Origin of the sequence: Rathayibacter sp. AY1A2, from assembly GCF_002930935.1 — a bacterium.
Classification (GTDB): Bacteria; Actinomycetota; Actinomycetes; order Actinomycetales; family Microbacteriaceae; genus Rathayibacter.
The window spans coordinates 1-25,252 of record NZ_PSTP01000027.1; the positions used below are offsets into that span (position 1 = coordinate 1).

A 25,252-nucleotide genomic window follows, 5' to 3' on the forward strand; every position below is an offset into this window, starting at 1 on the left:
CGCGGGGGCCGCGCGGCGTGTGGGGCTGCTCCTCGATGAACTGGGCGCCGAGGATCTCGCGGACGACCGCCTCGCCGTAGCGCTGACGGCCGTCGGCGGTCGCCGAGCGGGTCGTGCGGGTGACCGGGCGCGCGGCGGGAGCCGGACGCTCGGCGACGGGGGCGGGCCGCGGCGGGGCGGCGGGCTCGGGCGCGGCGGCGGGCTCGCCGGGAGGTGCGACGGTCGCCCAGGAGTCGGGCATCGGCGGCTCGACCGGCGGCATGTCCTCCTCCGGCGGCTCCTCGTCGAACGGGGGCTCGTCGCCGGCGGGAGCGGCTTCAGCGGCGGCGAGAGGGGCGGCGCGCACCGGCTCGGCGGCCGCGGCGGGGGCCTCCACCGGAGCGGAGGGAGCAGCCGCCTCGGCCGCAGGGGTCGGATCGGCGGGGATCGCCACCGTGGCCCAGCCGTCGGAGCCGGTCGCGGCCGGGATCGGCGCAGCCGGGGCGGGCGCGGCGGTCGCCTCGACGGCGGCGCGCTCGGCCTCCGGGGCGGCGGCGCGAGGCTCGACGCGGGCGATGTACTTCACCCGCAGGCCGAGGACCTGCTGGATCGCCTGACGCAGGTACTCGCTGACTCCGGGCTGCCCAGCGGTTCCCGGCATCTTGAACGACTCGACGTCGTTCTGGCTCGGGAACGAGAGGGTCAGCACGTCGTCCTTGAGGGCGCGCACCTGGGCGGTGTAGGCCACCAGCCAGGCGGTCATCTTCGCCTTCTGCACGACCTCGAGGATCTCGGGCCAGGTGTCCTTCATCCGCTGGAGGGTGACCGCGCCGTCGGCGGATGCGTCGCCCGCGGCCGCAGCGGGTGCGGAGGCGGCGGGCGCCTCAGTGGACGCAGCGGCCTGATCCGACGGCTCCTGCCCGACCGGCTCCGGACGAGCCGCCGCGGCGGTCGTCGCGCGGGGGCGTCCTGACTCGGCCGACGCGGACTCGTCCGCCTCCGGCGCGGCCGCCGTCTCCTCGGGCGCCGTCACCGGCGGCGCGGCGACCGGTGCGGACGCGGTCACCGGCGCCTCGGTGCGCGGAGCGGCCGCGATGGTCTCGGGCACCGAGCCGGGAGCGGCGGCGTGCGAGGCGTGGTGGGGCTCGGGCGCACGGGACGGCTCGGACGCGCGCGACGCCTCGGACGACCGCGGGGCGGGCGCCGCGGTCTCGCGCGGCGGGGCCACGTGCCGCGGGCGCTCCTCCTGGGCCGCGACGGGCGCGATGCCGGCGCCGGTGCCGTGCACCAGGGTTCGGGCGATCATCAGCTCGAGGTGCAGGCGCGGCGAGGTCGCACCGGTCATCTCGGTGAGGGCCTCGTTGACCACGTCGGCGATGCGGGAGAGCTCGGCCAGGCCGAGCGCGCGCGACTGGCCGGCCATGCGGTCGAGCTCGTCCTGCGAGACGCCGCGGAGCACGGCCGAGGCCGCGCCCCCGGTCGCCGCGACGACGATCAGGTCGCGGAGCTTCTCGAGCAGGTCCTCGACGAAGCGGCGCGGGTCCTGCCCCGTCTGGATGACGCGGTCGACCGCTCCGAACGCCTCGGCGGAGTCGTGCTCGGCGAGCGCGTCGACCACCTCGTCGAGCAGGGCGCCGTGAGTGTAGCCGAGGAGGGCGACGGCCCGCTCGTACTCGACGGTCTCGGCCTCGGAGCCGGCCATCAGCTGGTCGAGCAGGGAGAGCGTGTCGCGGACGGACCCGCCGCCCGCGCGGACCACGAGCGGCAGCACGCCGGCCGCCACGTGCACGCCCTCGCGCTCGCAGAGCTCCTGCGTGTAGTCGAGCATCTGCGCCGGCGGGACGAGCCGGAACGGGTAGTGGTGCGTGCGCGAGCGGATCGTGCCGATGACCTTGTCCGGCTCCGTGGTCGCGAAGATGAACTTCACGTGCTCCGGCGGCTCCTCCACGATCTTGAGCAGCGCGTTGAAGCCCTGCGGCGTGACCATGTGCGCCTCGTCGAGGATGAAGATCTTGAAGCGGTCGCGCGCCGGGGCGAAGATGGCGCGCTCGCGCAGATCGCGCGCGTCGTCGACTCCGTTGTGGCTCGCCGCGTCGATCTCGACCACGTCGAGCGAGCCCTGGCCCTCGCGGCTGAGCTCGACGCAGCTGTCGCAGACGCCGCAGGGGGTGTCGGTCGGGCCCGTCGCGCAGTTGAGGCAGCGGGCGAGGATACGCGCCGAGGTGGTCTTGCCGCAGCCGCGGGGGCCGCTGAAGAGGTAGGCGTGGTTGACGCGGTTGGTGCGGAGCGCCGTCATGAGCGGATCCGTCACCTGGGACTGGCCGATCATCTCGGCGAACGTCTCGGGCCGGTACCGGCGATACAGGGCTGCTACCACCCGACAAGAGTAGCCGCGACCTCCGACACCGGAGCCGGGACGGCGGAGACCGGAGCGCGCGTAGCCTCGGTCCCGTGCTCCCGCCGCCTCCGCTCCCCCGCTTCGACGCGGTCGTGCTCGCCGGCGGACGCGCTTCCCGCCTCGGCGGCGCGGTCAAGCCGCTCCTCCGGCACCGCGAGTCGACGCTCCTCGGCACCGCCCTCGCAGCCGTGCGCGGAGCCGAGCGGAGGGTCGTGGCCGGACCGTCGTCGCTCGCACAGGCCGTCGACGGCGCCGAGCTCGTCCAGGAGGATCCGCCGTTCGGCGGCCCGGTCGCGGGCCTGGCCGCCGCGCTGCCCCTGCTCGACCGCCCGGGCGCTCCGGACTGGGTCGTCGTTCTCGCCGCCGATCTCGTCGCCCCCGCTCCCGCCGTGCACACGCTGCTCGAGGTCGCATCGAGCGCCGTCGAGGCCTCCCTCCTGGCCGTCGACGCGAGCGGCCGAGCCCAGCAGCTCCTCGGCGTGCACCGGCGAGCGGCCCTCGTCGAAGCGCTCACCGCGCTCGGCGATCCCGACGGCGCCTCGGTGCGCGCCCTCCTCCGGGACCTTCCCCCGCGGCTCGTGACGGTGCCCGGAGGGACGACCGACGACGTCGACGCGCCCGCCGACGCGCTCCGGCACGGGATCGACCTGTCGGGCCCGCGCGGCGCAGACTGAGCGGATGGACGACACGACCGGCCCCCGCCCCTCCGCCTCCGACGGCGCCCGCCCCACGGAGGAGGTGCTCGCCGGCTGGTGGGCCGAGCTGTGCTCCGCGCTCGGCCTCGGCGAGGTCCCGGTGGACCCGGACGCCCTGCTCGCCCTCGCCGGTCGCGCGGCGCACGGAGTGGTCCGGCCGGCGGCTCCGCTGACCACGTTCCTCGCGGGCTACGCGGCGGGCCTGGCCGGGGGCGGCCGGGACGCGCTCGACGCGGCGCTCGCGGCCTCGCACCGGGCGGTGGACGAGCGTCCGCACGCCTCCTGAGACGCTACTCCACCGGCCTCGATCCGGCACCAGGTCGACGCCGTACGGTTCCCCCGAGTCCCGGCGCCGCGGCTCGGACCGAGAGCGGCGCAGTACTCCCGCGGCCGACTGCGCCGCGGTCGTCCATCTGAAGGAGCCCCGCATGTCAGGCAACAGAGCCGTCGCCTACAAGTCCCCCGGAGTCGTCGAGGTCATCGACATCGACTACCCCGCCTTCGAGCTGAAGGACGGACCCGGCGTCAATCCGGCGAACATCGGGCGGAAGCTGCCGCACGGCGCCATCCTCCGCACCGTCTCCACCAACATCTGCGGCTCGGACCAGCACATGGTCCGCGGCCGCACCACCGCTCCGTCGGACCTCGTGCTCGGCCACGAGATCACCGGCGAGGTCGTGGAGGTCGGCCCCGACGTCGAGTTCGTCAAGGTCGGCGACATCGTGTCCGTGCCGTTCAACATCGCCTGCGGCCGCTGCCGCAACTGCAAGGAGCGCAAGACCGGCATCTGCCTCAACGTGAATCCGGACCGCCCTGGCAGCGCGTACGGGTACGTCGACATGGGCGGCTGGGTCGGCGGGCAGGCCGAGTACGTGATGGTCCCCTACGCCGACTGGAACCTCCTGGTGTTCCCGGACCGCGATCAGGCGCTCGAGAAGATCCTCGATCTGACGATGCTCTCGGACATCTTCCCGACGGGCTTCCACGGCGCGGTGACCGCCGGAGTCGGCGTCGGGTCCACGGTCTACGTCGCAGGAGCGGGACCGGTCGGACTCGCCGCGGCGGTCGGAGCGCAGCTGCTCGGAGCGGCCGTCGTGATCGTCGCGGACCTCAACGAGGAGCGTCTGGCGCAGGCGCGCTCCTTCGGCTGCGAGACGGTCGACGTCTCGAAGGGCGATCCGGCCGGCCAGATCGAGCAGATCCTCGGCGTGCCCGAGGTCGACTGCGGAGTGGACGCCGTCGGCTTCGAGGCGCACGGCAACGGCGCCGACTCGGGGAAGGAGGCGCCGGCGACGGTGCTGAACTCGCTGATGTCGATCACCGCGGCGGGCGGCGCCCTCGGCATCCCGGGCCTCTACGTCACGGGCGACCCGGGCGGAGTCGACGAGGCGGCCCAGGAGGGCTCGCTGTCGATCCGCCTCGGGCTCGGCTGGGCGAAGTCGCTGTCCTTCACCACGGGCCAGTGCCCGGTCATGAAGTACAACCGGCAGCTGATGATGGCGATCCTGCACGACCGGGTCCACATCGCCGACGCGGTCCAGGCCACCGCGATCAGCCTGGACGACGCTCCCCGCGGCTACGCCGACTTCGACAAGGGCGCCGCGAAGAAGTTCGTGCTGAACCCGAACGGCTACCTGGGATGACCGACGGGGCGGGTCCTGCCCAGGGCCCGCCCCGAGCCCCGGGAGAATGGACGGGATGAGCGCGCATGGGCACGAGGCGACCGACTGGGACGAGGCCAGGCGGATCGTCGGCGAAGCGGTGGCGCGCTCCGGCGTCTCGACCGTCCCCCTCCTCGACGCCCGCGGAGCCGTCCTCGACCGCGCCGTCACCGCCGCCCGGCCGCTCCCCCACTACGACTCCTCGGCCATGGACGGCTGGGCCGTGCGCGGACCCGGGCCCTGGCCGCTCGAGGACGGCACCGCCGCGCCGATCGTCACCGGAGCCGCCGTGCCCGACTGGAGCGACGCGGTGCTGCCGTCCGAGCAGGGCGCGGTCCGCGACGACCTGCTCAGGGCGCGGGCGCCCCTCCCGCCCGGCCGCCACGTCCGGCGCGCGGGCGACGAGGCCGCCCGCGGAGCCGTGCTGGTCGATGCCCGGACCCGCCTCACTCCCGCGCACCTCGCCCTGCTCGCGGTCGCCGGGATCGACGCGCTCGACGTCCGCCCGCCCGCCGCGGTCGACCTGCTCCTCACGGGGGACGAGGTCGACACCGAGGGGATGCCGCCCGCCGGACGGGTGCGCGACGCGTTCACGCCGCTGCTGCCCGCGCTGGTCGAGCTCTCGGGCGGAGCTGTGGGAGAGATCGTGCGCCGCGGCGACGACGAGGAGGCGATCGCACGGACGCTGCTGGCGGGCACGGCGCCGATCCTCCTCACGACGGGCGGGACCGGGCGCTCCCGGGTGGACGCGGTCCGTCGCGCCCTCGATGCGGTGGGCGCGCGCGTCCTCGTCGACGGCGTCGGAATGCGCCCCGGCCACCCGACCATGGCTGCGCTGCTGCCGCGAGGGACGCTGGTGATCGCGCTGCCGGGCAACCCGCTCGCCGCCCTGCTCGCGGCGGTCTCCTTCCTGCCGCCGGCCCTCGACGCGGCGTCCGGCGCCGCTGCCCGGCCCCTCGGCCGGGGCGTCCTCGCCGAGCCGCTCGGGCGCGCGGGGACCACGGTGCTCGTGCCCGTCTGCTCCGGCGAGGACGGCTGGCGGGCCTCCGCCGGCATCCGCTCGCACATGCTCACCGGTCTCGCCGCCTCGGAGGCCGTGGCCGTCGTGCCCGCACCGGGAGCGGCAGCAGGCGACTCCGTGCGCCTGCTGCCGCTGCCCTGGTGAGGCCTACGCCGCCGGTTCGAGGCGGATCACGACCGACTTCGAGGTCGGCGTATTGCTGATCTTCGCGGTCGAGTCCAGCGGCACGAGGACGTTCGTCTCGGGGTAGTAGGCGGCCGCGCAGCCGCGGGGCGTGTCGTACGCCACGACGCGGAACGCCTCCGCCCGCCGCTCGACGCCGTCGGGCCACTCCGAGACCAGGTCGACCATCGCGCCGTCCGCGAAGCCCAGCTCGGCGACGTCGTCGGCGTGGACGAACACCACCCGGCGGCCGTCGTGGATCCCTCGGTAGCGGTCGTCCTTGCCGTAGATCGTGGTGTTGAACTGGTCGTGCGAGCGCAGCGTCTGCAGCAGCAGCCTGCCCTCCGGAACCCGCGGGTACTCGATCGGATTCGCGGTGAAGCGGGCCAGGCCGGAGGGGGTGTCGAAGCGGCGCGAGTCGCGCGGCGGGTGCGGGAGGACGAAGCCGCCGGGCACGTCGATCCGGGCCTCGAAGCCGTCGAAACCGGGGACGACGTTGGCGATGTGCGAGCGGATGCGGCGGTAGTCGTCGCGCAGTCCCGCCCAGTCGACCCGGGGGACGTTCTCGCGGCCCTCGAGCAGCCGCTCCGCGATCCCCGTGAGGATCGCCACCTCCGAGCGCAGGCCCGGGCTCGGCGGGCGCAGGCGGCCCCGGGAGGCGTGCACGGCGCTCATCGAGTCCTCGACCGTGACCCGCTGCTCGCCCGAGCGCTGCACGTCGGAGTCGGTGCGGCCGAGGGTGGGCAGGATCAGCGCGCGCCGGCCGGTGACCACGTGCGAGCGGTTGAGCTTGGTCGAGACGTGGACGGTGAGGGCGAGCGAGCGCATCGCCGCCTCCGTCACTCCGCTGTCGGGCGTCGCCCGGGCGAAGTTGCCGCCGAGCCCCATGAACACGCGGGCCTTCCCGTCGCGCATCGCCCGGATCGCGGCGACCGTGTCCGTCCCGTGCACGCGCGGGGAGGAGAAGGAGAACTCGCGGTCGAGCGCGTCGTGGAAGGAGTCCGGCATCCGCTCGAAGATGCCCATCGTGCGGTCGCCCTGCACGTTCGAGTGGCCGCGCACCGGGCAGACGCCCGCGCCGGGCTTGCCGATGTTGCCGGTGAGCAGGAGCACGTTGACGACGTCCTTGAGCGTCGCGACCGAGTGCGCGTGCTGCGTGAGGCCCATCGCCCAGCAGACGACGGTGCCCTCGGACGCCGCGATCAGCTCGGCGACGGTGCGGATGCGCGTCTCGTCGATCCCGCTCGCCCGCTCGATCTCGTCCCACTGGACCTCCCGCAGCCCGTGGAGGTACTCGGCGAGGCCGCCGGTGCTCTCGCGGATGAAGGCGTGGTCGAAGACGTCGCCGCGCGCCTCCTCAGACTCGAGCAGCGCCTTGCCCAGACCCTGGAACAGGGCCTGGTCGCCGCCCAGCCGGACCTGGAGGAAGTGGTCGGCGAGGGCCGTGCCGTCGCCCAGGGTGCCGCGGACGGTCTGCGGGTTCTGGAAGCGGAGCAGCCCCGCCTCCGGCAGCGGATTCACGGCCACGATGGTGCCGCCGGCGCGCTTGGCGCGCTCCAGCGCGGTCAGCATCCGCGGGTGGTTCGTTCCGGGGTTCTGGCCGGCGACGATGATCAGCGGAGCCCGCTCCACGTCGCGCAGGCTCACCGAGCCCTTGCCGATCCCGATCGTCTCGGTGAGGGCGGATCCGCTGGACTCGTGGCACATGTTCGAGCAGTCGGGCAGGTTGTTCGTGCCGAAGCCGCGGACCATCAGCTGGTAGACGAAGGCCGACTCGTTCGAGGTCCGGCCGGACGTGTAGAAGATCGCCTCGTCGGGGCTCGCGCAGGCGCGCAGCTCCTCGGCCACGAGGTCGAGCGCCTCGTCCCAGCCCACGGGCCGGTAGTGCGTCGCGCCCTCCTCGAGCAGCATCGGCTCCGTGAGCCGGCCCTGCTGGCCGAGCGCGAAGTCGTCCCACTCCTCCAGCTCCGCGACGGGGTGCGCGGCGAAGAACGCCGATGTGACGGTGCGGAGCGTGGCCTCCTCGGCGACCGCCTTCGCTCCGTTCTCGCAGAACTCGGCGACGTGGCGCTTGTCGCCCTCCGGCCAGGCGCAGCCCGGGCAGTCGAATCCGGTCTTCTGGTTCACCCGCAGGAGCGTCTCGGCGCTGCGCACCGGGCCCATCTGCTTGAGCGAGATCTCGAGGGCGTGGGCGACGCCGGGGATCCCGACGGCGCGTCTCTTCGGCGACCGGACGGAGAGGCGGCTCTCGTCGATCGGACTCTCGCGGGGCTCGGCGTCATCGACCATTCCTGCATCGTACGTCCGCACCCCGGCATCGCTCCCGGTTCCCGGTGGGAGGATGACCTCCACCGCCTGAGGAGACCCATGAGCCGCAGTGTCGCCCGCACCCGCCTGACCGCCGTCCGCGCCGACGATCCGCCCCGCCGTCGCGAGGACGTCCTGGCCGTCGAGGAGCCGCTCGAGATCCGCGTCGGCGGACGACGCTTCAGCGTGACCATGCGCACGCCCGGCGACGACTTCGACCTGGTCGCGGGATTCCTGGTGTCCGAGGGGGTGCTCACCGAGTCGGAGCAGCTCGCGGCGATGCGCTACTGCGCGAGCGGCTCCGGGCCGGGCGAGAACACGTACAACGTGGTCGACGCGAGCGTCCGCGGCGGGCGGGAGGCCGTGCTGCTCGAGCGCGAGCGGTCGGTGTACACGACGAGCTCGTGCGGAGTGTGCGGGCTCGCGTCGCTCGAGGCGGTCGCCACCGACTCGGCGTGGAGCGTCGCGGAGGACGACCTGCGGGTCGAGCGGGAGCTGCTGGTCTCGCTCCCCGATCGGCTCCGCGAGGCGCAGGCGGTGTTCGAGCGGACGGGCGGCGTCCACGCGGCCGGGCTGTTCGACGCGGACGGCTCGCTGCTGGTGCTCCGAGAGGATGTCGGGCGCCACAACGCCGTGGACAAGGTGGTCGGCTGGGGGCTCCGGGAGGGGCGGCTGCCGTTGCGGGGGACGCTGCTGCAGGTGTCGGGGCGCGCCTCGTTCGAGCTGGTGCAGAAGGCCGTGATGGCCGGCATCCCCCTGCTCGCCGCGGTCGGTGCCCCGTCGTCGCTGGCGGTGGACCTGGCTCGCGACTCCGGCCTCACCCTGATCGGCTTCAGCCGCGGCTCCGGCTTCAACCTCTACGCGGGCGACGCGCGCCTGCTGCCCTGAGCCGGGGCTCCTCGGCCGGCTCCTGCCGATGGAGCAGCCCGCGCAGCAGCCGCATCGAGATCTCCTCCCTCGCGCTCGGACTCGATACGCCGCGTCCCGCGGCTACTCGACCAGCAGGAGGGCCCGAGTATTCGGCAGAGGGCCGCGACCCGGAATCGCGTGCGAGCGATTCAGGGCAGCCCGACGCTCCACGCTCTGCGGAACGCAACCCCTGAGAGGCCGACCGAGGTCGTGCAGCGGGTCACCGCTGCACGACGAGCAAGCACCGCTGCGTGCGAGCGATTCAGGGCAGCCCGACAGGACCCGCTCCACGGGAGCCACCACCCCCGGAAGCCGACCGCGAGTCGTGTCACGGCTCCGCCGCTACACGACCGACAAGCTTTGCCGGGCGATCTCCAGCTCCTCGTTCGTCGGAATCACGAGGACGGCGACTCGGGAGTCGTCGGTGGAGATGCGGCGGGCGCCGCGGTCGGAGGCCGTGTTGCGCTCGGGGTCGAGCTCGATGCCCAGGCCCTCGAGGCCGCGGAGGGCGCCGGCTCGGACGGCGGCGACGTTCTCGCCGACTCCGGCCGTGAACACCACGGCGTCGACGCGGCCCAGCTGGGCGTAGAAGGCGCCGATGTAGTGGCGGAGGCGGTGGTAGTAGACCTCGAGCCCGGCGCGGGCCTGCTCGTCGCCGGCCTCGGCCGCCTCCTGGACGTCGCGCATGTCGCCGCGACCCGTGAGGCCGAGGAGGCCGCTTCGGCGGTTGAGGAGGGTGTCGAGCTCGTCGATCGAGAGGCCCGCCTTGCGGGCCAGGTGGAAGACGACGGCCGGGTCGAGGTCGCCGGAGCGGGTGCCCATCACCAGGCCCTCGAGCGGGGTCATGCCCATCGAGGTCTCGACGGAGACGCCACCGTCGACCGCGCAGGCGGACGCTCCGTTGCCCAGGTGCAGGACGATCGTCTTCAGGTCGGAGCGGCGGCGGCCGAGATAGGCGGCGGCGGCCTCCGAGACGAACTTGTGCGAGGTGCCGTGGAAGCCGTAGCGACGGACGCGGTGCTTCTCGGCGAGCTCGGCGGGCAGCGCGTAGGTCGACGCCTCGGCCGGGATCGTGTGGTGGAAGGCGGTGTCGAAGACAGCGACGTGCGGGACGTCCGGGAAGGCCTTCTGCGCCGCCTCGATGCCCTCGAGGTTGGCGGGGTTGTGCAGCGGGGCGAGGTCGGCGAGGTCCTCGATGTTGATCTTGACCAGGTCGGTGACGACGGTGGGCTCGAAGAAGCGCTTGCCGCCGTGCACGACGCGGTGGCCCACGGCGACGGGAGGGAACTCGTCGAGGCTCGGGCCGTGCTCGCCGAATGCGCGGATCATCGCGTCGAAGCCGGCGGTGTGGTCGGGGATCGGCCCCTCGATCTCGAACGACTCCCCGTCGCGGGTGTGCTTCGTGCGGCCGGTGTCCTCGCCGATCCGCTCGACGAGGCCGCTGGCGAGCGTCTCCTCGGTGGTCATCTCGATGAGCTGGTACTTGAACGACGACGATCCGCTGTTGACGACGAGGACGACGGACATGAGGGGACTCCTGGGGTGATCGGGGTCGGGAGGGGCGGCGGCGGGGTCGCCGCTAGCGCACCACGGGGATGGCGGCGGTGGGCGGGACGATGGCCTGGGTGGCGGCCTGGATGGCCGTGATCGCGACGGTGTTGACGATGTCCTGCACGAGCGCGCCGCGCGAGAGGTCGTTGACCGGCTTGCGCAGACCCTGGAGTACCGGTCCGATGGCGACGGCGCCGGCCGAGCGCTGCACGGCCTTGTAGGTGTTGTTGCCCGTGTTGAGGTCGGGGAAGATGAACACCGTCGCGCGCCCGGCGACCTGGGAGCCGGGCATCTTCGAGGCCGCGACCGCCGCGTCGGCCGCCGCGTCGTACTGGATCGGGCCCTCGACGAGCAGGTCGGGTCGGCGCTCGCGCACCAGCGCCGTCGCCGCGCGGACCTTCTCGACGTCGGCGCCGGCTCCGCTCTCGCCCGTGGAGTAGGAGAGCATCGCGATGCGGGGATCGATGCCGAACTGCTGGGCGGTCTCGGCGGACGAGATCGCGATGTCGGCGAGCTGCGCCTCGGTGGGGTCGGGGTTCACCGCGCAGTCGCCGTAGACCAGCACGCGGTCGGCGAGCGCCATCAGGAACACGCTCGAGACGACCGAGACGCCCGGGCTCGTCTTGATGATCTCGAAGCCGGGGCGGATGGTGTGCGCCGTCGTGTGCGCGGCTCCCGAGACCATCCCGTCAGCCAGGCCGAGCTGCACCATCATCGTGCCGAAGTAGGAGACGTCCGTGACCGTGTCGTAGGCGTGGTCGTAGGTGATGCCCTTGTGCGCGCGGATGCGGGCGTACTCCTCGGCGAAGCGCGCGCGGTGCTCCGGGTCGAGGGTGCTCAGCACGCGGGCGCCATCGAGGTCGAGGCCGAGGCCCGCCGCACGGGCGCGGATCTCGGCCTCCTCGCCGAGGATCGTGAGCCGGGCGATGCCGCGCTTGAGCACGGTCGCGGCGGCGCGGAGGATCCGGTCGTCGCCGCCCTCGGGCAGGACGATGTGGCGGTCGGCGATGCGCGCGCGCTCGATCAGCCCGTACTCGAACATCAGCGGCGTGACGACCTCGGACCGGCCGACGTCGAGGAGGGTGAGCAGCTCGACCGCGTCGACCGCCTCCTGGAAGAGGGCGAGGGAGGTGTCGCGCTTGCGCGGGGAGTCGGCCGCCAGGCGGCCGCGGGCCGCGGTGACGCGGACGGCGGTGTCGTAGGTGCCGAGCTCGGTCATCACGATCGGCACGCGGCTGTCGACGCCCTCGATCAGCCGGACGATCGGCTCCGGCAGCTCGAAGCCGCCGTTGAGGATGATGCCGGTGACGGTGGGGAACGTGCCGGAGGCGTACGCCATGATCACGGCGAGGACGACCTCGGGCCGGTCTCCGGGGACGATCACGACGCCGCCCTCGGTGAGCCGCGGCAGGACGTTGACCATGGACATGCCGGCGATCACCACGCCGAGCGCCTCGCGGCCGAGCAGCTCCGGATCGCCCGCGACGACGACGCCGTCGACCGCCTCGACCAGGCGGGACAGGCTTGGAGCGACGAGGAACGGATCCTCGCGGATCGCCCAGACCGGGACGGTGGCGGGGATGCTCTCGCGGATCGCGGCGACGGCATCGGCGGCGGTGTCGGGATCGGCGCGGTTCGCGATCACTCCGATGAGGCTCGCGTGGGCCGTGCGCAGCTCGACCGAGGCGAGCTCCGTGATCTGGCGCATCTCCTCCGGCGTGCGCGCGGGAGCCTGGCCCAGCTGCTCGCTGCGGGACGAGTCCCGGCCGGTGAGGACGAGCAGGACCGGGGCACCGAGGTTGGCGGCGATGCGGGCGTTGTAGCCGAGCTCGGTGGGGCTGCCGACGTCCGTGTAGTCGGAGCCGAGGATGACGACGGCGTCGCACCGGGCCTCGACGCCCTTGTACCGCTCGACGATCCGCGAGAGCGCCGCCTCGCCGTCGGCGTGGACGTCCTCGTAGGTGACGCCGATGCAGTCCTCGTAGGCGAGGCCCGAGTCGGAGTGGCCGAGCAGCATCTCGAGCACGTAGTCCGGCTCGGAGGTGGAGCGGGCGATCGGGCGGAAGACGCCGACCCGCTGCACCTGGCTGCTGAGCGCATCGAGGACGCCGAGGGCGACCGTGGACTTGCCCGAATGACCTTCGGCGGACGAGATGTAGATGCTCTGAACCATCGGATCCAGCCTACCGAGGGGGTCCCTCCGCCTGGCTGAGTAGAGGCCAGGGATGGGAGGGCGTGCACGGCGCGCGGCTGTGGAGGAGCGTCCGCAGTCGGTAGGGCCTTGTAGCGGCTGTGCGGCGGTCCATCGGCGGAGCAGGCGGGCCGGTTAACGGAAGAAGACCCCCCGCGCACCCGCCAGAGCCCGGTTACCCTTGCTGCGTTTCCGCCCTGGGGGAGTTGGCCTGGATGGCGCCACGCGGGGAGCCGGGTGACAGTCTAACCGACGACGGCGGCCGAGGAGAGCGGGGCGTGTCGGGGTCGTGGTCAGCGGAAGGCTCCGACACCGGCTAGTATCGATGAGTCGCGGCTCAGGTCGTGCCAGGAGGATTCGCCTAGTGGCCTATGGCGCACGCTTGGAAAGCGTGTTGGGTGAAAGCCCTCGGGGGTTCGAATCCCCCATCCTCCGCGAACGGTGTCCGTTGCTCTCGCCAGCACGGGCACCGTTTTTGCGTCCCCGGCGACCGACGTTCGACGCTAGTGGCACAGCAGGAGGCACAGTTAGGCGAACAGATCGCCCATCATGTCCGCGGCGGCGCGCTGCAGCGACTTGATCGCGTGCGCGTAGATCGTCAGCGTGACGGCCGCGGAAGTGTGCCCCAGCCGCTCCGAAACCACGCGGACGTTCACGCCAGCGCTCAGCAGCGTGGTCGCGTGCGTATGGCGCCCCTCGTGCAGCTTGATCGTCGGCAAATCCGGCAGGGTCTCCTGCGCTTTCGCAACCCGCTCGCGCCACTGCCGAGAGAACTGCACCGGGTTGTGCGGGCGCCCGTACCGGTTCGAGAACACGAGAGAGTCGGCGGCGGCGTGCTCCGGCGCAACGGAACGGATGCCGTCACGCCTCACCCGGAGCTCAGTGACCAGCTGCGGGTCGATGTCGACGTTCCGCGGCTTCCCGTTCTTCGGAGGTCCGAACGTCGTCACAGGGGCCGTCCCAGCCTCTTTGACGTACTGCATCGCGCGCCGGACGACGATTGTTCCCGCCGTGAAGTCGACATCGCGCCAGCGCAGCGCCAGGATCTCCCCCCGGCGTAGACCCGTGGCGAGCAGCGTCCGCCATGCGAGATACAGATAGTCCCCGCTCTCGCGCGACCAGTCGAGGAATTGCTTCGACTCCCCCGCTGTCCACACGTGCATTTCGGGCGGCGCCGCATCGACCTTTCGCGGCGGTGATGCTTTCTTCGCGGGGTTGGTCTTGATCTTCCCGTCGTCCAGCGCGTGCGAGAGGATCTGCGAGAGCAACACGTGGACGTGCCGCACTGTCGCGAGCCCCAGTGGCTCCCCCTCGTGCCCCTTGTCTTTACGCCCCGACCGCTCGAGGCCCCGGTAGAACCGGTTCAGGTGGTCTTTCGTGATTGCGGATATCGGCAGCTTGCCCAGCGTCGAGCCCTGCACGTGCACCCGGTAGTGCTTCCGGTAGCCGGCCAGCGTCGTCGGGCGCACCCGGATCGTCGCCAGATACTCGGCCGCGTAGTCGTCCAGGCGATCGCGGATCTCTTCGACGTGAGAGCCGCGCCGCATGTCTACGCGGACGTCTTCTAGCGCCGCGTGCGCGTCCTGCTCGCTCTCGTAGCCGCGCTTGAACTTCCGCGCGCGCTCCCCGTTCTCGAGCTCCACCCAGTAGGCAAGGCGCCAGAGCACGCGCCCCGATGTCGTCGTGTAGCTCGTGACCGTCCCCGCGTTATTTGCGCGTCTTGGGCTCACGTTTTGGTTCGTCCTCACCAATCAGCGGCGCATAGTCGATGCTCTTCGTCGAGTCTTTGCTTAGATATCCGCGTTGTCGAGCAAGCCGAACCCAATGACTTGCCGTACTGGGCGGGAGTTGCATGAGCTCGGCAATGCGTTGCGTTGGCTTCCCGCGAATCGCGAAGTAGAAGCAATACACCGAGGCTGCAAAAGCCAGCGCTTTAGGCGTGGGTCCTTCGCCGCGCACCATCGCGGCGCCGTTCTCAAGCCCTTCGAAGCCGTAGGCATGAAAGCTGAGCATGCGCTCATTCATAACCAGAAGCGGAAACGAACCGGAGAAGATCTTTTCCTCGAGCTTGTTGATGAGCAAGAGTCGAAGTGACTTTGCAGTGATAGGGGCGGGCCTCCCCGCTCTTTCCTGACCGCTGATCGATATCGCTGTGATCTCGTATCGCATCGCGTCCGAGTCAAAGAGCACCGTCACGTTCGCTTGGAAGTCCCACTCCTCGTCCGTCAGCCGCATCACTCGCACTTCACGCGGGATCGCGATGCCGCCAGCAAGTGAGTACCAAGCGTCTTGCTCTCCCGCGACCGCCCATTCAACACCCGTGGGCGCGGGCTCATGATCGCGAGTGCTTCCAGCCATGCGTCACAGGCTACACGGTCAGTGGCAGCGGGAATCTATTGAAGGCCGTTGTGGTCACCCCTCAACATGTGCAAGCATGGTCTCAGCCACTAGACGTCCAGTTGCAGTGGCCTTCAACTCCACAGAGAGCCCTCCACCGGTGAGACCCGGAGACGAGGGAACGCCCACGCGGGAACTACCAGCGGGGCTCCAAGTGATGCCTCGAACCAGCCGACGCGAGATGCGCGGCGCGGGCGAGGCCGTACGACGACCGAGCACCACCCACCTACAGGAAGGGTCACCGTGACCATCACGATCGCAGGGCCAGCCGCCCTCACTTTCAAGGACGCCGCCGCCCTCGTGCAGATCGACGTCCGCAAGATCAAGGCCGGTGTCGAGTCCGGCACCATCCCGAGCATCCAGCTCGGCGCCCGCCGAATGATTCCCCGGGCCGCGCTGCTCCGAGTCTTCGGAATCGTCGAGGACGAGCGCGCGGCCTCGTGACCGCAAAGAGAAAGCCCGTGACTCCTGGCAGGGAGATCACGGGCGAGAAGCCGAACCAAACTTCCACGAAAGGAAACGACTGATATGAACACCGTACACGTCACCGGTCTGAACCTGCACCTCCGAACCCCCGCCGCCGCCGTCCACTTCTTGTTGACCGGCCTACGCCGCCGCGGTCGCACCTGCACCCAGCGCTCGTCAACCGACTGGGCGACGACAACCCGCATCGGACCCGCCGAGATCATCGCCGAGGTCGACGGCATCGGAACGGCGCTGCGGATGCTGAGACGCCGCGCCGGCCTCTCGAGGCGACATGCTGCGCGGATCGCAGACACGAACCCAACGACCATCGCGCTGATCGAGCTGGGGAGCATGCGGTTGCTCACCGTGACGATGCTCTGGCGCTTGAGTGCCGCCTACTCGGACGCGATCGCGAAGAAGCCGACCTCGTGACGGCGACGATGACGACCGCCAGCGGCGAGATCATCCGTGCTTCCACCCGATCCGCTGAGGGCGCCACGCAACAGGTCGTGCTGTGGACGAAGCGCGTGAGCATCGCACTGACAGCAGACGAGGCGCGATCGCTGGGCGTCTCGCTACTGGATCAGGCGCTTCGGGCGGAACGCGCGACTGACGACGCCTGGCCGGACGAAGTGCCCTGCTAGCGCGCCTACAACGATCACTTGACCCAATAGAGAGCGCGGGTGCCGACAGCAGCTCGACACCCGCGCTTTCCAATTTACAGAAAGGAGGCCCTTATGACTGACGCAAGACTCCCAGGGCGGTGGCTTACCGACCCAATAGTCGAAGAGCTTTCCGACAAGGCATATCGAATGATGACCGGCGCACTCATGTGGTCTGCCGAGCAGGGAACCGATGGGCGCATCCCCATCCGCTCACTTCGGTTATTGCACCCGGAAGGCACCGATCCCAAGGCCGTCGCGGAGCTCGTGCAGGCGCAGTTCTGGGAGCGGAACACCGATCACGTGCAGGTACTCAACTGGGCGCAGACGCAAAGCCTCGCGGTCGACGTCGAGTGGCAGCGCGAACGCAACCGCGTCAAGAACAAGGCGCTGCGCGAGCGGGAACGCGAGAAGGCCAGGGGAGCTCGCCAGCCCGCCTTCAAGCAGGAGACCGTGACCGGTCACGAGACCGGGGACGTGACCGATCACGCCGTAGGCAAGGCAAGTGCAAGGACAGGCCAGGAAAGAAGCGGGTCAGTAGACGAAGAAGAACGACCCGTCCCGCAGCCTCGAGATGACGTCGAGGACCGCACCGACTCTCGCACTGGCGAGGTCTTCGATCAGCCATTCGGTCTTGTGCGTGAGGGCCAGAAGGTGCGTTGGATTCCGAGGACCGCGTGATGGGAGCCGTACCCCCTTGGCCGACCAAGGAACCAGGACGGCCCTACAGGTGGCTACTACACCTGAGCCACCAGGACCGCCCTGCACCGACATGCCCGACTCATCGTGAGCGGACGGACAACCTCGGCAACTGCGGGGCATGCATCTATGAGTGGCGACTTCAATTAGATGCCGTGCCCGCTGACGAGTGGACGAATTGCCGTGTCTGCCAGATGCCTATTCACCCAGCAGTAGAAGGAGAAGGGGTCGAGACTTGCCCGACATGCGACGACACCTTCCTATCGAGAAAGGAGCATTGATGATTGATTCCGTAGATACCCCGTTGAGCGCTCGAGTCGATCGCCTCGAGGCCAGTCTTGCCCGCATTCGTGGCCTTGAGTCGGAGATCGACAGGCTGCGCGCCGATCGCGACCGGTGGAAGTCTGACGCCGGCCGCTGGGAGGCGCGTTTCAACGCGGCTTATGCCGCCGAGCAGCGGCCCGGTGCGTTCCGTCCCATCAGGTCGCAGAACGAGCTCGACCGCATCATCCGCGTGCGCCTCGCTCGCCTTCGCGGCAAGCCCGACGACAACGAGGCGACCACCGCCTAGACGGTTCTTCGGGGGTGGGCACCAGACCCCACCCCCGAGAACCCGGCACCCCCTGCGGAGTAGTGCTCATCTCTCCCCGCCCAAAAAAAACGACTCTCACGAAGGAAGGAAGACCCATGACCGAGACCACCACCGAGACCGTAGAAGCCCCTCAGAAGGCCGAGGAGCAGCAGCAGAACGGGAACAGCGAGGCGGCAAAGTACCGCCGCCAGCTGCGCGAGGCAGAGGCTGAGCGGGACACCCTGCGCAGCCGTGTCGAGTCTCTGCAGCGCTCCGACGTCGAGCGCATCGCGAGCACGAAGATCGAGAAGGCATCGGCCGTGTGGGCGGCCGGCTCGCAGCTCGCGGATCTCCTCGACGAGGACGGCAACGTCGATCCCGAGAAGGTCGCCGCAGCTGCCGAGTCCGCGCGCGATTCGCTGGGGCTGAAGCACGTGCCGGACCCTGGCGTGATCCCGAATCAGGGCACGACGCCGCAGTCCGTAGCACCTGAGGCGATGTCCTGGGCCGCGGCTCTCGACCCGCACGCTCACGACAACGTGGACTAGGCCGACGTCGGGCCTGCCGGATAGACTGACCATGCAGTCAGATACCCGGCAGGTCCGGTCCTGGCGGCACACGCAGCCCCCGGCGGGCAGCACGGTACGGCCCGAGGCCACCGCGCGAAACACTCCATTCGTTTCGTTGTAGGTGGCCGTTTCTGTGCCACCGGAAAGAGAGCCCATCGTGGCCATGACCACCGCCAGCGCCAACCGCGCGTTCCTCCCCGAGCAGGTCCACTCCCTCATCGTCCAGCCCGTGCAGGCCGCATCCGTCGCCCTGCAGGTCGCAGACGTCCAGAGCACCGGAGCGCAGGTCAACGCGTACCGCGTTCCCATCGTCACGGCCGACCCGGTCGCATCCTGGGTCGCCGAGGGCGCCGAGATCTCCGCGAGCGACGCCAACCTCGGCGAAGCCGCCAGCCCGTTCTACAAGCTCGCCGGCCTCACCGTCATTAGCAAGGAGCTCGCCGAGGACAGCAGCCCCGCCGCTGCGCAGCTCGTCGGCAACGGCCTCGCCCGCGACATCGCCCGCCAGTTCGACGCCGCGTTCTTCGGCGCGAAGGGTTCCAACGCGGCCCAGCCCGCCGGCCTCGAAAACCTCGTCGGCTTCAACGCGGTCGCCGGCAGCGGCACCAACCTCGACCCCTTCGAGCAGGCAGCCTCCGCAGCCGAGACCGCCGGAGTCACCCTGTCATCCTTCGTCGCTCACCCCGACGACGCGCTCAAGCTCGCCGTCCTCAAGAAGTCGACCGGATCGAATGAGCCCCTGCTCAGCGCCGACCCCACGCAGGCATCCCGCCGACTCATCGCAGGCATCCCGCTGCGCGTCAGCCCTGCCGTCAAGAAGGGCACCGTCTGGGGCATCCCGCAGGCCCGCATCATCGTCGCCATCCGGCAGGACGTGACCCTCGACATCGACCGGTCCGTCTTCTTCACCAGCGACCGCGTCGCAGTGAAGGCCACCATGCGCGCCGCGATCCTCTACCCGCACGCCGCCGCCGTGCAGAAGATCACCCTCGGCTCGTAGGCGTCAACGTCACCCGCGGCCACGGCATCGGCGGCGCGGGAACGATGGCAGAGCAAGGGTGTAACTCCTTTCCGCCCGTCCGCAGCTCGCCAGCGCCTACAGCGAGCCCGACCGTGACTCATCCGGTCGGGCTCGCACCACCCTCGACAGAACGAAGGCGAAATGCCGAACCCGCGAGTAGCGAACGGACACCGCCGACGCGAGCTGCGCAAGCGCCTCCTCGCTGCCGGCGCCTACTGCACGTGGGGCGACTGCCCGTGGCCTACCGACTGGCTCGGTACCGCCATGGCTACCGAGCTGGGTCAGTACGACCCGCGCTTCCCTGTCGTCGACGAGATCATCCCCATCGCGCACGGCGGGTCGCCCTACACCCGCGAGAACACCCGTCTACTCCACGCGTTCTGCAACGGACAGCGCGGAGCAGGACGACCAGCACGCTCCGAGACCCCGACAGTCCGGCCGCCGATCCAGGCGTCGCCGGGATGGGGATCGACCGCCTGAGCACCCCCCCACCACCCCCTGGGGGGTGAGGGAGCGGCAACCCCGTGGGAGTAGTGCCCATACACCCACGACGTTTTTTCCACACGAACCCCCCGAGAGGATCTCCCCGATGATCGACGCAGGGACCACCACCCGAGAGTGCTGGGCATGGGATGCAGGCCTCGCGTCCCGATTCGAGGACCACATCGCCGACTCCGTGCCCCTTTACAGGGAGGGCCACGAGCTGATCCTTGAGCTGTCCGACTGGTGGGCCGGTCCAGGCGCATCGATCGTCGACGTCGGCTGTTCTACCGGCACGCTCACGGCCGCGCTGGCAGCCCGGCACCCCGCCGCAGATGTCGTCGGCATCGACTCCGAGCCCGAGATGCTCGTCGAGGCGCAGGCCCGCGACTCCCGCGCCACGTTCCGGCTCGGCGACGCGACGACCTGCGACCTCGGCACCCCGGATCTCGTAGTCGCGCACTACGTCGTCCAGTTCCTCGCGCCGGCAGACCGCTCAAGCCTGCTGCGCAACGTGTTTGACGCGCTGCAGCCGGGCGGGGCGCTGATCCTGTTCGAGAAGACGCTCCCGAGCTCGCCCGCAGCGCAGAGCCGCGCCGCACAGGCGCTCCACTCCCACAAACTGCGCGCCGGACTCTCGCCGGTCGACGTCCTCGCGAAGGACCGCGCGCTGCGGGGCGTGCTGAGGCCGCGCACGACGGTGCAGCTGGTCGACGAGCTCGCATCGGTAGGGTTCGAGGACGTCGAGCCGGTCATGCGGTGGATGCAGTTCGCGGGATTCCTCGCGGTGAAGGGGGAATCATGAGCGACGAGTTCGATCTCAGGCAGACGACCACCCGCATGGGGATCGCGCGCACAACGTGGTTTAGGTTCCCGAGGGCCTGGAAGCCGATCCTGGAACACCTGCAGTCCATCGAGGGTCCGGTCACCGTCTATGTTGGCGCGGTCGCCACCGGAGAGGAGGCGTACTCGATGGCGATGCTGCTCGAGGAGTACGACATCCCCGGCCGGGTCATTGCGACCGACATCGACCCCGAGCTGATCGCTCTCGCTATAGAAGGTCGCACCAAGAACACCGAGGTTGCCCAGGCGATTATGTCGGCGGGTGTCGCACGAGTGATGAAGCCGGCGAGGACGCTCAGCCACTTTGAACAACTCGACGAGAAGACGTTCCGACCGTCGGCCTCTGTACGCGAGCGGGTCACGTTCAGCGTCGCCGATCTCCGCACCTGCACAATCCCGACCGCGGACGTCGTCCTCGTTCGCAATGCCTGGCGGCATCTCGGCCCAGACGGTCAGAGGAGCTTGCACCGGCAACTTCTACGCCTGACCGCGGGCGCTCTGCTAGTAGTCGGCAGCGCGGACCTCGTGCTTCCACAGCAGACCGCCGACGGCGTCGTCGAGCATTTGACGGGACTCGAGGACGAGCTGACCGGGTTCCAAGCTCAGTACGGAGGCCCCCCGCTAGAAGATGGCCGACCTGACACCATCGGACTGTTCATCCGCGAGTAGCGTTGACGAATGGGTATCGAAAAGAAGATCGACATCGACGTTCCGGCCGACGCTACGGACGCTCAGATCGCCGCTGCTGCGGACGCAGCCGCCGCTGACCAGCTCGAGAAAGACCTCGACGATCAGCTCGGCTTCTAGGCCCTACGGCATGACGCTACTGCGCCAAGGGAGCCGAGCTTCGCGCCAGTAGGTCGCGGCGAAGAGTCACTCCGCGATGATCAAATCATGTCGTCGAACTCAACGCACTACCTCGTGACGGTCAGGGGCCCATGGTCTGAGGCGCCGACCGTCCTGGGCATCTTCACCAGCCCCGACGACGCGAATGCCGCGATCGCTCGCGCGCAGCAGGACGGGCCGATGCCCGACCGCTACTCGGTCGAAGGGTGGCGGGACGACAAGCGGGTGACGCCGTGAATGTCGGTAGTCCCCGCGACGCTCGCGACCATGGGAACCCGCTACGACCCGAACCACCCCGCCCGCCCCCGCGAGGTGTCCGTCTACGAACAGGCGTTCCGCAACGTCGGCGACGAGGCGCCGTGGTTGCTCGCCTGGCGCGATGGGAAGGTAATGACCAACCCAGACACCGGTCGGTACCTCTACAGCCACGAGGTGCCCGGACAGAGCGAGCAACGAAGCTCGCGAAGCTCGAGGCGCTGACCTAAACCCCCGCGCGGCGCAGCTCAGCCACGAACGTCGTCCCGACGGCCCGCATCATCCGCACCGCCTCGACCACCGTGATTGGCGACTTGCACGTCATCTTGCGGTGCATCGTCCCCTCAGAGATGCCGATGCGGCGAGCTACCCAAGCGTGCGATCGGCCGCTGCGATGGACGGCGTCGATCACGGCGGCGGTTCCGGGGTCGGGGTGCAGCGCGTCGGCCATGGCTGGACCCTACGGGCGACTCTGCGCTGACGCTGCATCATCTGCCGGAAGTGACGTCATCATATGCGACAGGTGGCACACCAGCGGGCACATTCTGACCCGTATCGAACCGACAGCAACCGTTCCGAACCGCTCACTGTGCCACTTCGCCAATGCACCGCCGGCCCGCAATCGCAGCGATCGGACCCAACTCGCCCGCTCGACTGGGAGAGTTCGAATCCCCCATCCTCCGCGAACGGTGTCCGTTGCTCTCGCCAGCACGGGCACCGTTTTGGTTAACCGGTGCGGCCGATCGTCGAGGCCCGGTCGACCGGTGCGGGCGTCCGTCGTGAGCGGCGCGCTCACGCAGCGCCGGGTTCGCGCCGCCGGCGCACACGCAGCTGCAGCCGACGACGTCGCGCCGAGCAGGCGCCGCCGATCGTTCGGCGCGCGCCAGGCGTGCGGGAGATCAGCCGTAGAGGTGGTTCGTCCGCGCGCAGGAGTCGGAGCAGAAAGCGCCACGGCGGGCGACGAGCGGGGCCGAGCAGGCGGCGCAGACCGGGCGGAAGAAGAGTTCGGCTATGGTTCGCGACATGGTCCGACCGTAGGTGCCGGTCCCGGATCGTGCCCGTCGCCATCCGTATTACGACAACGCGGACGACAGGGCGGCGATACGGACCCTCCGGCGACGCCGGCCGTCAGTCGGCGATGCGCTCGAGCCATTCGTCGAGCAGGAGCCGCTCCCCCGCGCTGAGGGGCTCGATCTGCGGCAGCGCCGTCCGCAGGGCGACGGCGTGCGCGACGACCGCACGGGCGGCGGGATCGGTGGGGCCCGCCTCCGCCGTGGTGATCGCCGCGAGGACGGACTCGCGCGAGCGGGACGAGAGCTCGTCGTCGAGGTCGGCGAGGGCGGTCAGCGTGAGGGTGCAGCCGAGCGCGGCCGACTGGAGCAGGCGGGAGGCACGCTCGACGTCGACGGTGAGGCGGCCGGCTTCGGCGACGGCCCGGACCGCGTCGAGGAGGACGCCCCGGGACAGGCGCGCCGCCTCCGACTCCTCCCCCGGCCGTGCGGTGAACATCAGCGCGTAGAGGTGCGGTTCGGCGAGTCCGAAGGCGACGTGGTGATCCCAGGCGGCACGGAGCGCGTCGACCGGGTCGGCCGGCGCCTCGCTCCGCTCGAAGTCGGCGAGGGCCGTGGCGAATCCGGCTGCCGCGGCCGAGTCGAGCAGCCCGCGCAGGTCGCCGAACGTCCGGTAGATCGTAGGGGCCTGCACCCCCGCCGCCGCGCTGATCGCCCGCGTCGACACCGCGTCCCGCCCGCCGTCCGCCAGCAGCTCGACCGTCGCTCGGAGGATCCGCTCCCGCGTCGTCCCGCTCTCACTCATGCTACCGACGCTAACACGTTCCCGTTAGCGCCTCGTCTCCCGGGCCGGCCCGGGCCGCCTCAGCGCCGTCGGGCGGTCCCGAAGATCCCGCGGACCACCTCGCGCAGCAGGGTCCTGCCGGCGCTCGAGCCCAGCACCTCCTCGACGACCGTCTTGTCGCGGCGGGCGGTGCGGGTCCCGCGGGAGGTCGGTGCCGTGCGCCGTCGGGAGCGCTCGGCGGCCTGGTCAGCGGCGCGCTCGGCGGCGGCCCGCTCCTTCGCGCGGCGGGCGGCGTCCGCGGTCTCCTCCTTGGCGCGACGCGCGTCCTCCTTGGCGCGGCGGGCGTCGTCGGCGGCCTGCTGCTCGGCGGCGGCGCGGGCCTCCTCGGCGTCGGCGGCGGCGTCGAGCCGGCGGGTGAGGATCTCGCGGGCGGAGTCGCGGTCGAGGGGCGTGCCGTAGCGCGCGAGGAGCGGGGACCTCTGGACGCTCGCCTCGCGGTCGGCCTCGGGGGTGGGCTTCATCGAGCCGAGCGGGGCGCGGAGACGCGTCCAGGCGACCGGGGTCGGGGCGCCGCGCTCGTTCATGACCGTCACGATCGCCTCGCCGATGGGGAGCGCCTGGAGGACCTCACCGAGGTCGTAGTCGCTCTCGGGGTAGGTCGAGACGGTGGCGCGGAGGGCCTTGGCGTCGTCCGGCGTGTGCGCGCGGAGCTGGTGCTGCACGCGGGAGCCGAGCTGGGCGAGGACGTCGCCCGGCACGTCCTTCGGGGTCTGCGTGACGAAGACGATGCCGACGCCCTTGGAGCGGATGAGGCGCACGGTCTGGGTGATCGCGGCGAGGAAGTCCTTCGACGCGTCGCGGAAGAGCAGGTGCGCCTCGTCGAAGAAGAACACCAGCTTCGGCTTGTCGAGGTCGCCGACCTCCGGCAGGTCGTTGAAGAGGTCGGCGAGCAGCCACATCAGGAAGGTGGAGAACAGAGCCGGTCGGTCGGCGACTCCGGGGACCTCGAGGAGGCTGACGACGCCGCGCCCGTCGGCGGCGAGGCGGAGGAACTCGGCCGTGTCGATCTCGGGCTCGCCGAAGAACACGTCGGCGCCCTGGTCGGCGAACGCGATCAGCTCGCGGAGGATCACGCCGGCGGTCGCCTTGGACAGCCCGCCGAGCTCGGCGAGCTCCGCCTTGCCCTCGTCGCCGACGAGGTAGGTGAGCACGGCGCGGAGATCGGACAGGTCGACGAGCGGGAGACCGGCGCTCTCGGCGTAGTGGAAGACGAGGCCGAGGCTCGACTCCTGCGTGTGGTTGAGGCCGAGCACCTTCGCGAGCAGCAGCGCGCCGAATCCCGTCACGGTGGCGCGGACGGGGACGCCGGTGCCGATGCCGCCGAGCGCGAAGTACTCGGCGGGGGCCGCCTCCGCCCGCCAGTCCTGGCCGATGCCGCGGGTGCGGGCGAGCAGCGCGTCGGTCGCGGTGCCCGGAGTGGCGAGGCCGGAGAGGTCGCCCTTGATGTCCGCAGCGAAGACGGGGACGCCGTGGGCCGAGAGCTGCTCGGCGAGGACCTGCAGCGTCTTCGTCTTGCCGGTGCCGGTCGCGCCGACGACGAGGCCGTGCCGGTTGAGCATGCCGAGCGGGATGCGGACGGGCACGTCGATCCGCGCGTCGCCGTTGACGAGGGCGCCGAGCTCGAGGGCCGGGCCGGTGAACGCGTACCCGGCGCGCACGGCGTCGACGGCGCTCTCGGGGAGCGGACCGGGGGCCGGGGCGGGCGCCGGGTACGCG

The 25,252-nt window shown here is 70.9% G+C and carries 28 protein-coding genes, 1 tRNA gene and 1 other RNA gene; 19 read left to right on the plus strand and 11 right to left on the minus strand.

Translation table 11 applies throughout. The features are described 5' to 3' along the window. On the minus strand, positions 1–2,356 hold a 2,356-nt coding region (locus tag C5B93_RS15810; protein WP_104292915.1), incomplete at its 3' end, for a DNA polymerase III subunit gamma and tau. A 74-nt stretch (positions 2,357–2,430) separates the two neighbouring features. Between C5B93_RS15810 and C5B93_RS15815 the strand changes: the two genes are divergently transcribed. From C5B93_RS15815 to C5B93_RS15830, 4 genes are all read left to right on the plus strand, one after another. Continuing rightward, positions 2,431–3,051, plus strand: a complete 621-nt coding sequence (locus tag C5B93_RS15815) for a molybdenum cofactor guanylyltransferase (protein ID WP_258068247.1) — start codon at positions 2,431–2,433, stop codon at positions 3,049–3,051. A gap of 4 nt (positions 3,052–3,055) precedes the next feature. After that, complete coding sequence (locus C5B93_RS15820) at positions 3,056–3,358, plus strand: DUF6457 domain-containing protein (RefSeq protein WP_219812223.1); 303 nt, start codon at positions 3,056–3,058, stop codon at positions 3,356–3,358. A 142-nt stretch (positions 3,359–3,500) separates the two neighbouring features. Further along, positions 3,501–4,715, plus strand: coding sequence for a formaldehyde dehydrogenase, glutathione-independent (gene fdhA / locus C5B93_RS15825; protein ID WP_104292897.1), 1,215 nt, complete (start codon positions 3,501–3,503; stop codon positions 4,713–4,715). A gap of 55 nt (positions 4,716–4,770) precedes the next feature. After that, a complete protein-coding gene (locus C5B93_RS15830; protein ID WP_181068420.1) occupies positions 4,771–5,898 on the plus strand; it encodes a molybdopterin molybdotransferase MoeA in 1,128 nt (375 codons plus the stop codon). Between the two features lie 3 nt (positions 5,899–5,901). Here C5B93_RS15830 and C5B93_RS15835 read toward each other — a convergent pair whose 3' ends face one another. Further along, the gene (locus C5B93_RS15835; protein ID WP_104292899.1) at positions 5,902–8,205 is read right to left on the minus strand and encodes an FdhF/YdeP family oxidoreductase; all 2,304 of its coding nucleotides are present in this window, start codon (positions 8,203–8,205) and stop codon (positions 5,902–5,904) included. Positions 8,206–8,283: 78 nt separating this feature from the next. Here C5B93_RS15835 and fdhD point away from each other — a divergent pair, with 78 nt between their 5' ends. After that, the gene (gene fdhD / locus C5B93_RS15840) at positions 8,284–9,111 is read left to right on the plus strand and encodes a formate dehydrogenase accessory sulfurtransferase FdhD (RefSeq protein ID WP_104225120.1); all 828 of its coding nucleotides are present in this window, start codon (positions 8,284–8,286) and stop codon (positions 9,109–9,111) included. Between the two features lie 363 nt (positions 9,112–9,474). On the opposite strand, the gene C5B93_RS15845 is transcribed toward fdhD, so the two are convergent. The 3 genes from C5B93_RS15845 to ffs all read right to left on the minus strand — a co-directional run bounded on the left by C5B93_RS15845 (position 9,475) and on the right by ffs (position 13,112). Then, positions 9,475–10,659 carry an acetate/propionate family kinase gene (locus tag C5B93_RS15845; RefSeq protein ID WP_104292900.1) on the minus strand — a complete coding sequence of 395 codons (1,185 nt, stop codon included), beginning with the start codon at positions 10,657–10,659 and terminating at the stop codon, positions 9,475–9,477. 52 nt (positions 10,660–10,711) lie between these two features. Next, a complete protein-coding gene (gene pta / locus C5B93_RS15850; RefSeq protein ID WP_104227473.1) occupies positions 10,712–12,856 on the minus strand; it encodes a phosphate acetyltransferase in 2,145 nt (714 codons plus the stop codon). Between the two features lie 159 nt (positions 12,857–13,015). Then, positions 13,016–13,112, minus strand: an RNA gene (gene ffs / locus C5B93_RS15855) — signal recognition particle sRNA small type. 112 nt (positions 13,113–13,224) lie between these two features. Here ffs and C5B93_RS15860 point away from each other — a divergent pair. Beyond that, positions 13,225–13,309: transfer RNA gene (locus C5B93_RS15860), tRNA-Ser, on the plus strand. Between the two features lie 92 nt (positions 13,310–13,401). On the opposite strand, the gene C5B93_RS15865 is transcribed toward C5B93_RS15860, so the two are convergent. Together C5B93_RS15865 and C5B93_RS15870 are read right to left on the minus strand one after the other, a co-directional pair. Next, complete coding sequence (locus tag C5B93_RS15865) at positions 13,402–14,517, minus strand: site-specific integrase (protein WP_146078524.1); 1,116 nt, start codon at positions 14,515–14,517, stop codon at positions 13,402–13,404. A gap of 64 nt (positions 14,518–14,581) precedes the next feature. Continuing rightward, positions 14,582–15,232 carry a hypothetical protein gene (locus tag C5B93_RS15870; protein WP_146078525.1) on the minus strand — a complete coding sequence of 217 codons (651 nt, stop codon included), beginning with the start codon at positions 15,230–15,232 and terminating at the stop codon, positions 14,582–14,584. Positions 15,233–15,514: 282 nt separating this feature from the next. On the opposite strand from C5B93_RS15870, the gene C5B93_RS15875 reads away from it, so the two are divergent. The 13 genes from C5B93_RS15875 (at position 15,515) to C5B93_RS15925 (ending at position 21,907) form a co-directional block, all read left to right on the plus strand. Continuing rightward, complete coding sequence (locus tag C5B93_RS15875) at positions 15,515–15,715, plus strand: helix-turn-helix domain-containing protein (protein WP_258063966.1); 201 nt, start codon at positions 15,515–15,517, stop codon at positions 15,713–15,715. 84 nt (positions 15,716–15,799) lie between these two features. Beyond that, complete coding sequence (locus C5B93_RS15880) at positions 15,800–16,168, plus strand: helix-turn-helix domain-containing protein (RefSeq protein ID WP_104292903.1); 369 nt, start codon at positions 15,800–15,802, stop codon at positions 16,166–16,168. Then, positions 16,165–16,380, plus strand: coding sequence for a hypothetical protein (locus C5B93_RS15885; RefSeq protein WP_104292904.1), 216 nt, complete (start codon positions 16,165–16,167; stop codon positions 16,378–16,380). The genes C5B93_RS15880 and C5B93_RS15885 overlap by 4 nt, the downstream gene beginning before the upstream one ends. A 168-nt stretch (positions 16,381–16,548) precedes the next feature. Continuing rightward, entirely contained in the window at positions 16,549–17,079 is a 531-nt protein-coding gene (locus C5B93_RS15890) for a hypothetical protein (protein WP_104292905.1), read from the plus strand. Between the two features lie 298 nt (positions 17,080–17,377). Then, entirely contained in the window at positions 17,378–17,668 is a 291-nt protein-coding gene (locus C5B93_RS15895) for a hypothetical protein (protein WP_104292906.1), read from the plus strand. A 116-nt stretch (positions 17,669–17,784) separates the two neighbouring features. Continuing rightward, a complete protein-coding gene (locus C5B93_RS15900) occupies positions 17,785–18,216 on the plus strand; it encodes a hypothetical protein (protein WP_104292907.1) in 432 nt (143 codons plus the stop codon). A 184-nt stretch (positions 18,217–18,400) separates the two neighbouring features. Beyond that, positions 18,401–19,237: a phage major capsid protein gene (locus C5B93_RS15905; RefSeq protein WP_104292908.1), complete on the plus strand. Its 837-nt coding sequence runs from the start codon at positions 18,401–18,403 to the stop codon at positions 19,235–19,237. 285 nt (positions 19,238–19,522) lie between these two features. Further along, positions 19,523–19,738, plus strand: a complete 216-nt coding sequence (locus C5B93_RS17045; RefSeq protein WP_146078526.1) for an HNH endonuclease — start codon at positions 19,523–19,525, stop codon at positions 19,736–19,738. 109 nt (positions 19,739–19,847) lie between these two features. Further along, the gene (locus C5B93_RS15910) at positions 19,848–20,543 is read left to right on the plus strand and encodes a methyltransferase domain-containing protein (RefSeq protein ID WP_104292909.1); all 696 of its coding nucleotides are present in this window, start codon (positions 19,848–19,850) and stop codon (positions 20,541–20,543) included. Continuing rightward, positions 20,540–21,250 (plus strand): CheR family methyltransferase, encoded by a 711-nt coding sequence (locus tag C5B93_RS15915; RefSeq protein ID WP_104292910.1) that lies wholly within the window; start codon positions 20,540–20,542, stop codon positions 21,248–21,250. Before C5B93_RS15910 ends, C5B93_RS15915 begins: the two co-directional genes overlap by 4 nt. Before the next feature lie 9 nt (positions 21,251–21,259). Beyond that, positions 21,260–21,388 carry a hypothetical protein gene (locus tag C5B93_RS17740; protein ID WP_258068249.1) on the plus strand — a complete coding sequence of 43 codons (129 nt, stop codon included), beginning with the start codon at positions 21,260–21,262 and terminating at the stop codon, positions 21,386–21,388. A gap of 87 nt (positions 21,389–21,475) precedes the next feature. Next, entirely contained in the window at positions 21,476–21,664 is a 189-nt protein-coding gene (locus C5B93_RS15920; RefSeq protein WP_104292911.1) for a hypothetical protein, read from the plus strand. A gap of 30 nt (positions 21,665–21,694) precedes the next feature. After that, a complete protein-coding gene (locus C5B93_RS15925) occupies positions 21,695–21,907 on the plus strand; it encodes a hypothetical protein (RefSeq protein ID WP_146078527.1) in 213 nt (70 codons plus the stop codon). A 1-nt stretch (position 21,908) separates the two neighbouring features. On the opposite strand, the gene C5B93_RS15930 is transcribed toward C5B93_RS15925, so the two are convergent. The 4 genes from C5B93_RS15930 to C5B93_RS15940 all read right to left on the minus strand — a co-directional run. Beyond that, positions 21,909–22,133 carry a hypothetical protein gene (locus C5B93_RS15930; protein WP_104292913.1) on the minus strand — a complete coding sequence of 75 codons (225 nt, stop codon included), beginning with the start codon at positions 22,131–22,133 and terminating at the stop codon, positions 21,909–21,911. Between the two features lie 448 nt (positions 22,134–22,581). Beyond that, positions 22,582–22,707: a hypothetical protein gene (locus tag C5B93_RS17745; protein ID WP_258062975.1), complete on the minus strand. Its 126-nt coding sequence runs from the start codon at positions 22,705–22,707 to the stop codon at positions 22,582–22,584. Positions 22,708–22,810: 103 nt separating this feature from the next. Continuing rightward, positions 22,811–23,497: a TetR/AcrR family transcriptional regulator gene (locus tag C5B93_RS15935; protein ID WP_104292914.1), complete on the minus strand. Its 687-nt coding sequence runs from the start codon at positions 23,495–23,497 to the stop codon at positions 22,811–22,813. A 59-nt stretch (positions 23,498–23,556) separates the two neighbouring features. After that, positions 23,557–25,252 (minus strand): DUF853 domain-containing protein (locus C5B93_RS15940; RefSeq protein ID WP_258068251.1); only part of this gene is annotated, 1,696 nt, incomplete at its 5' end.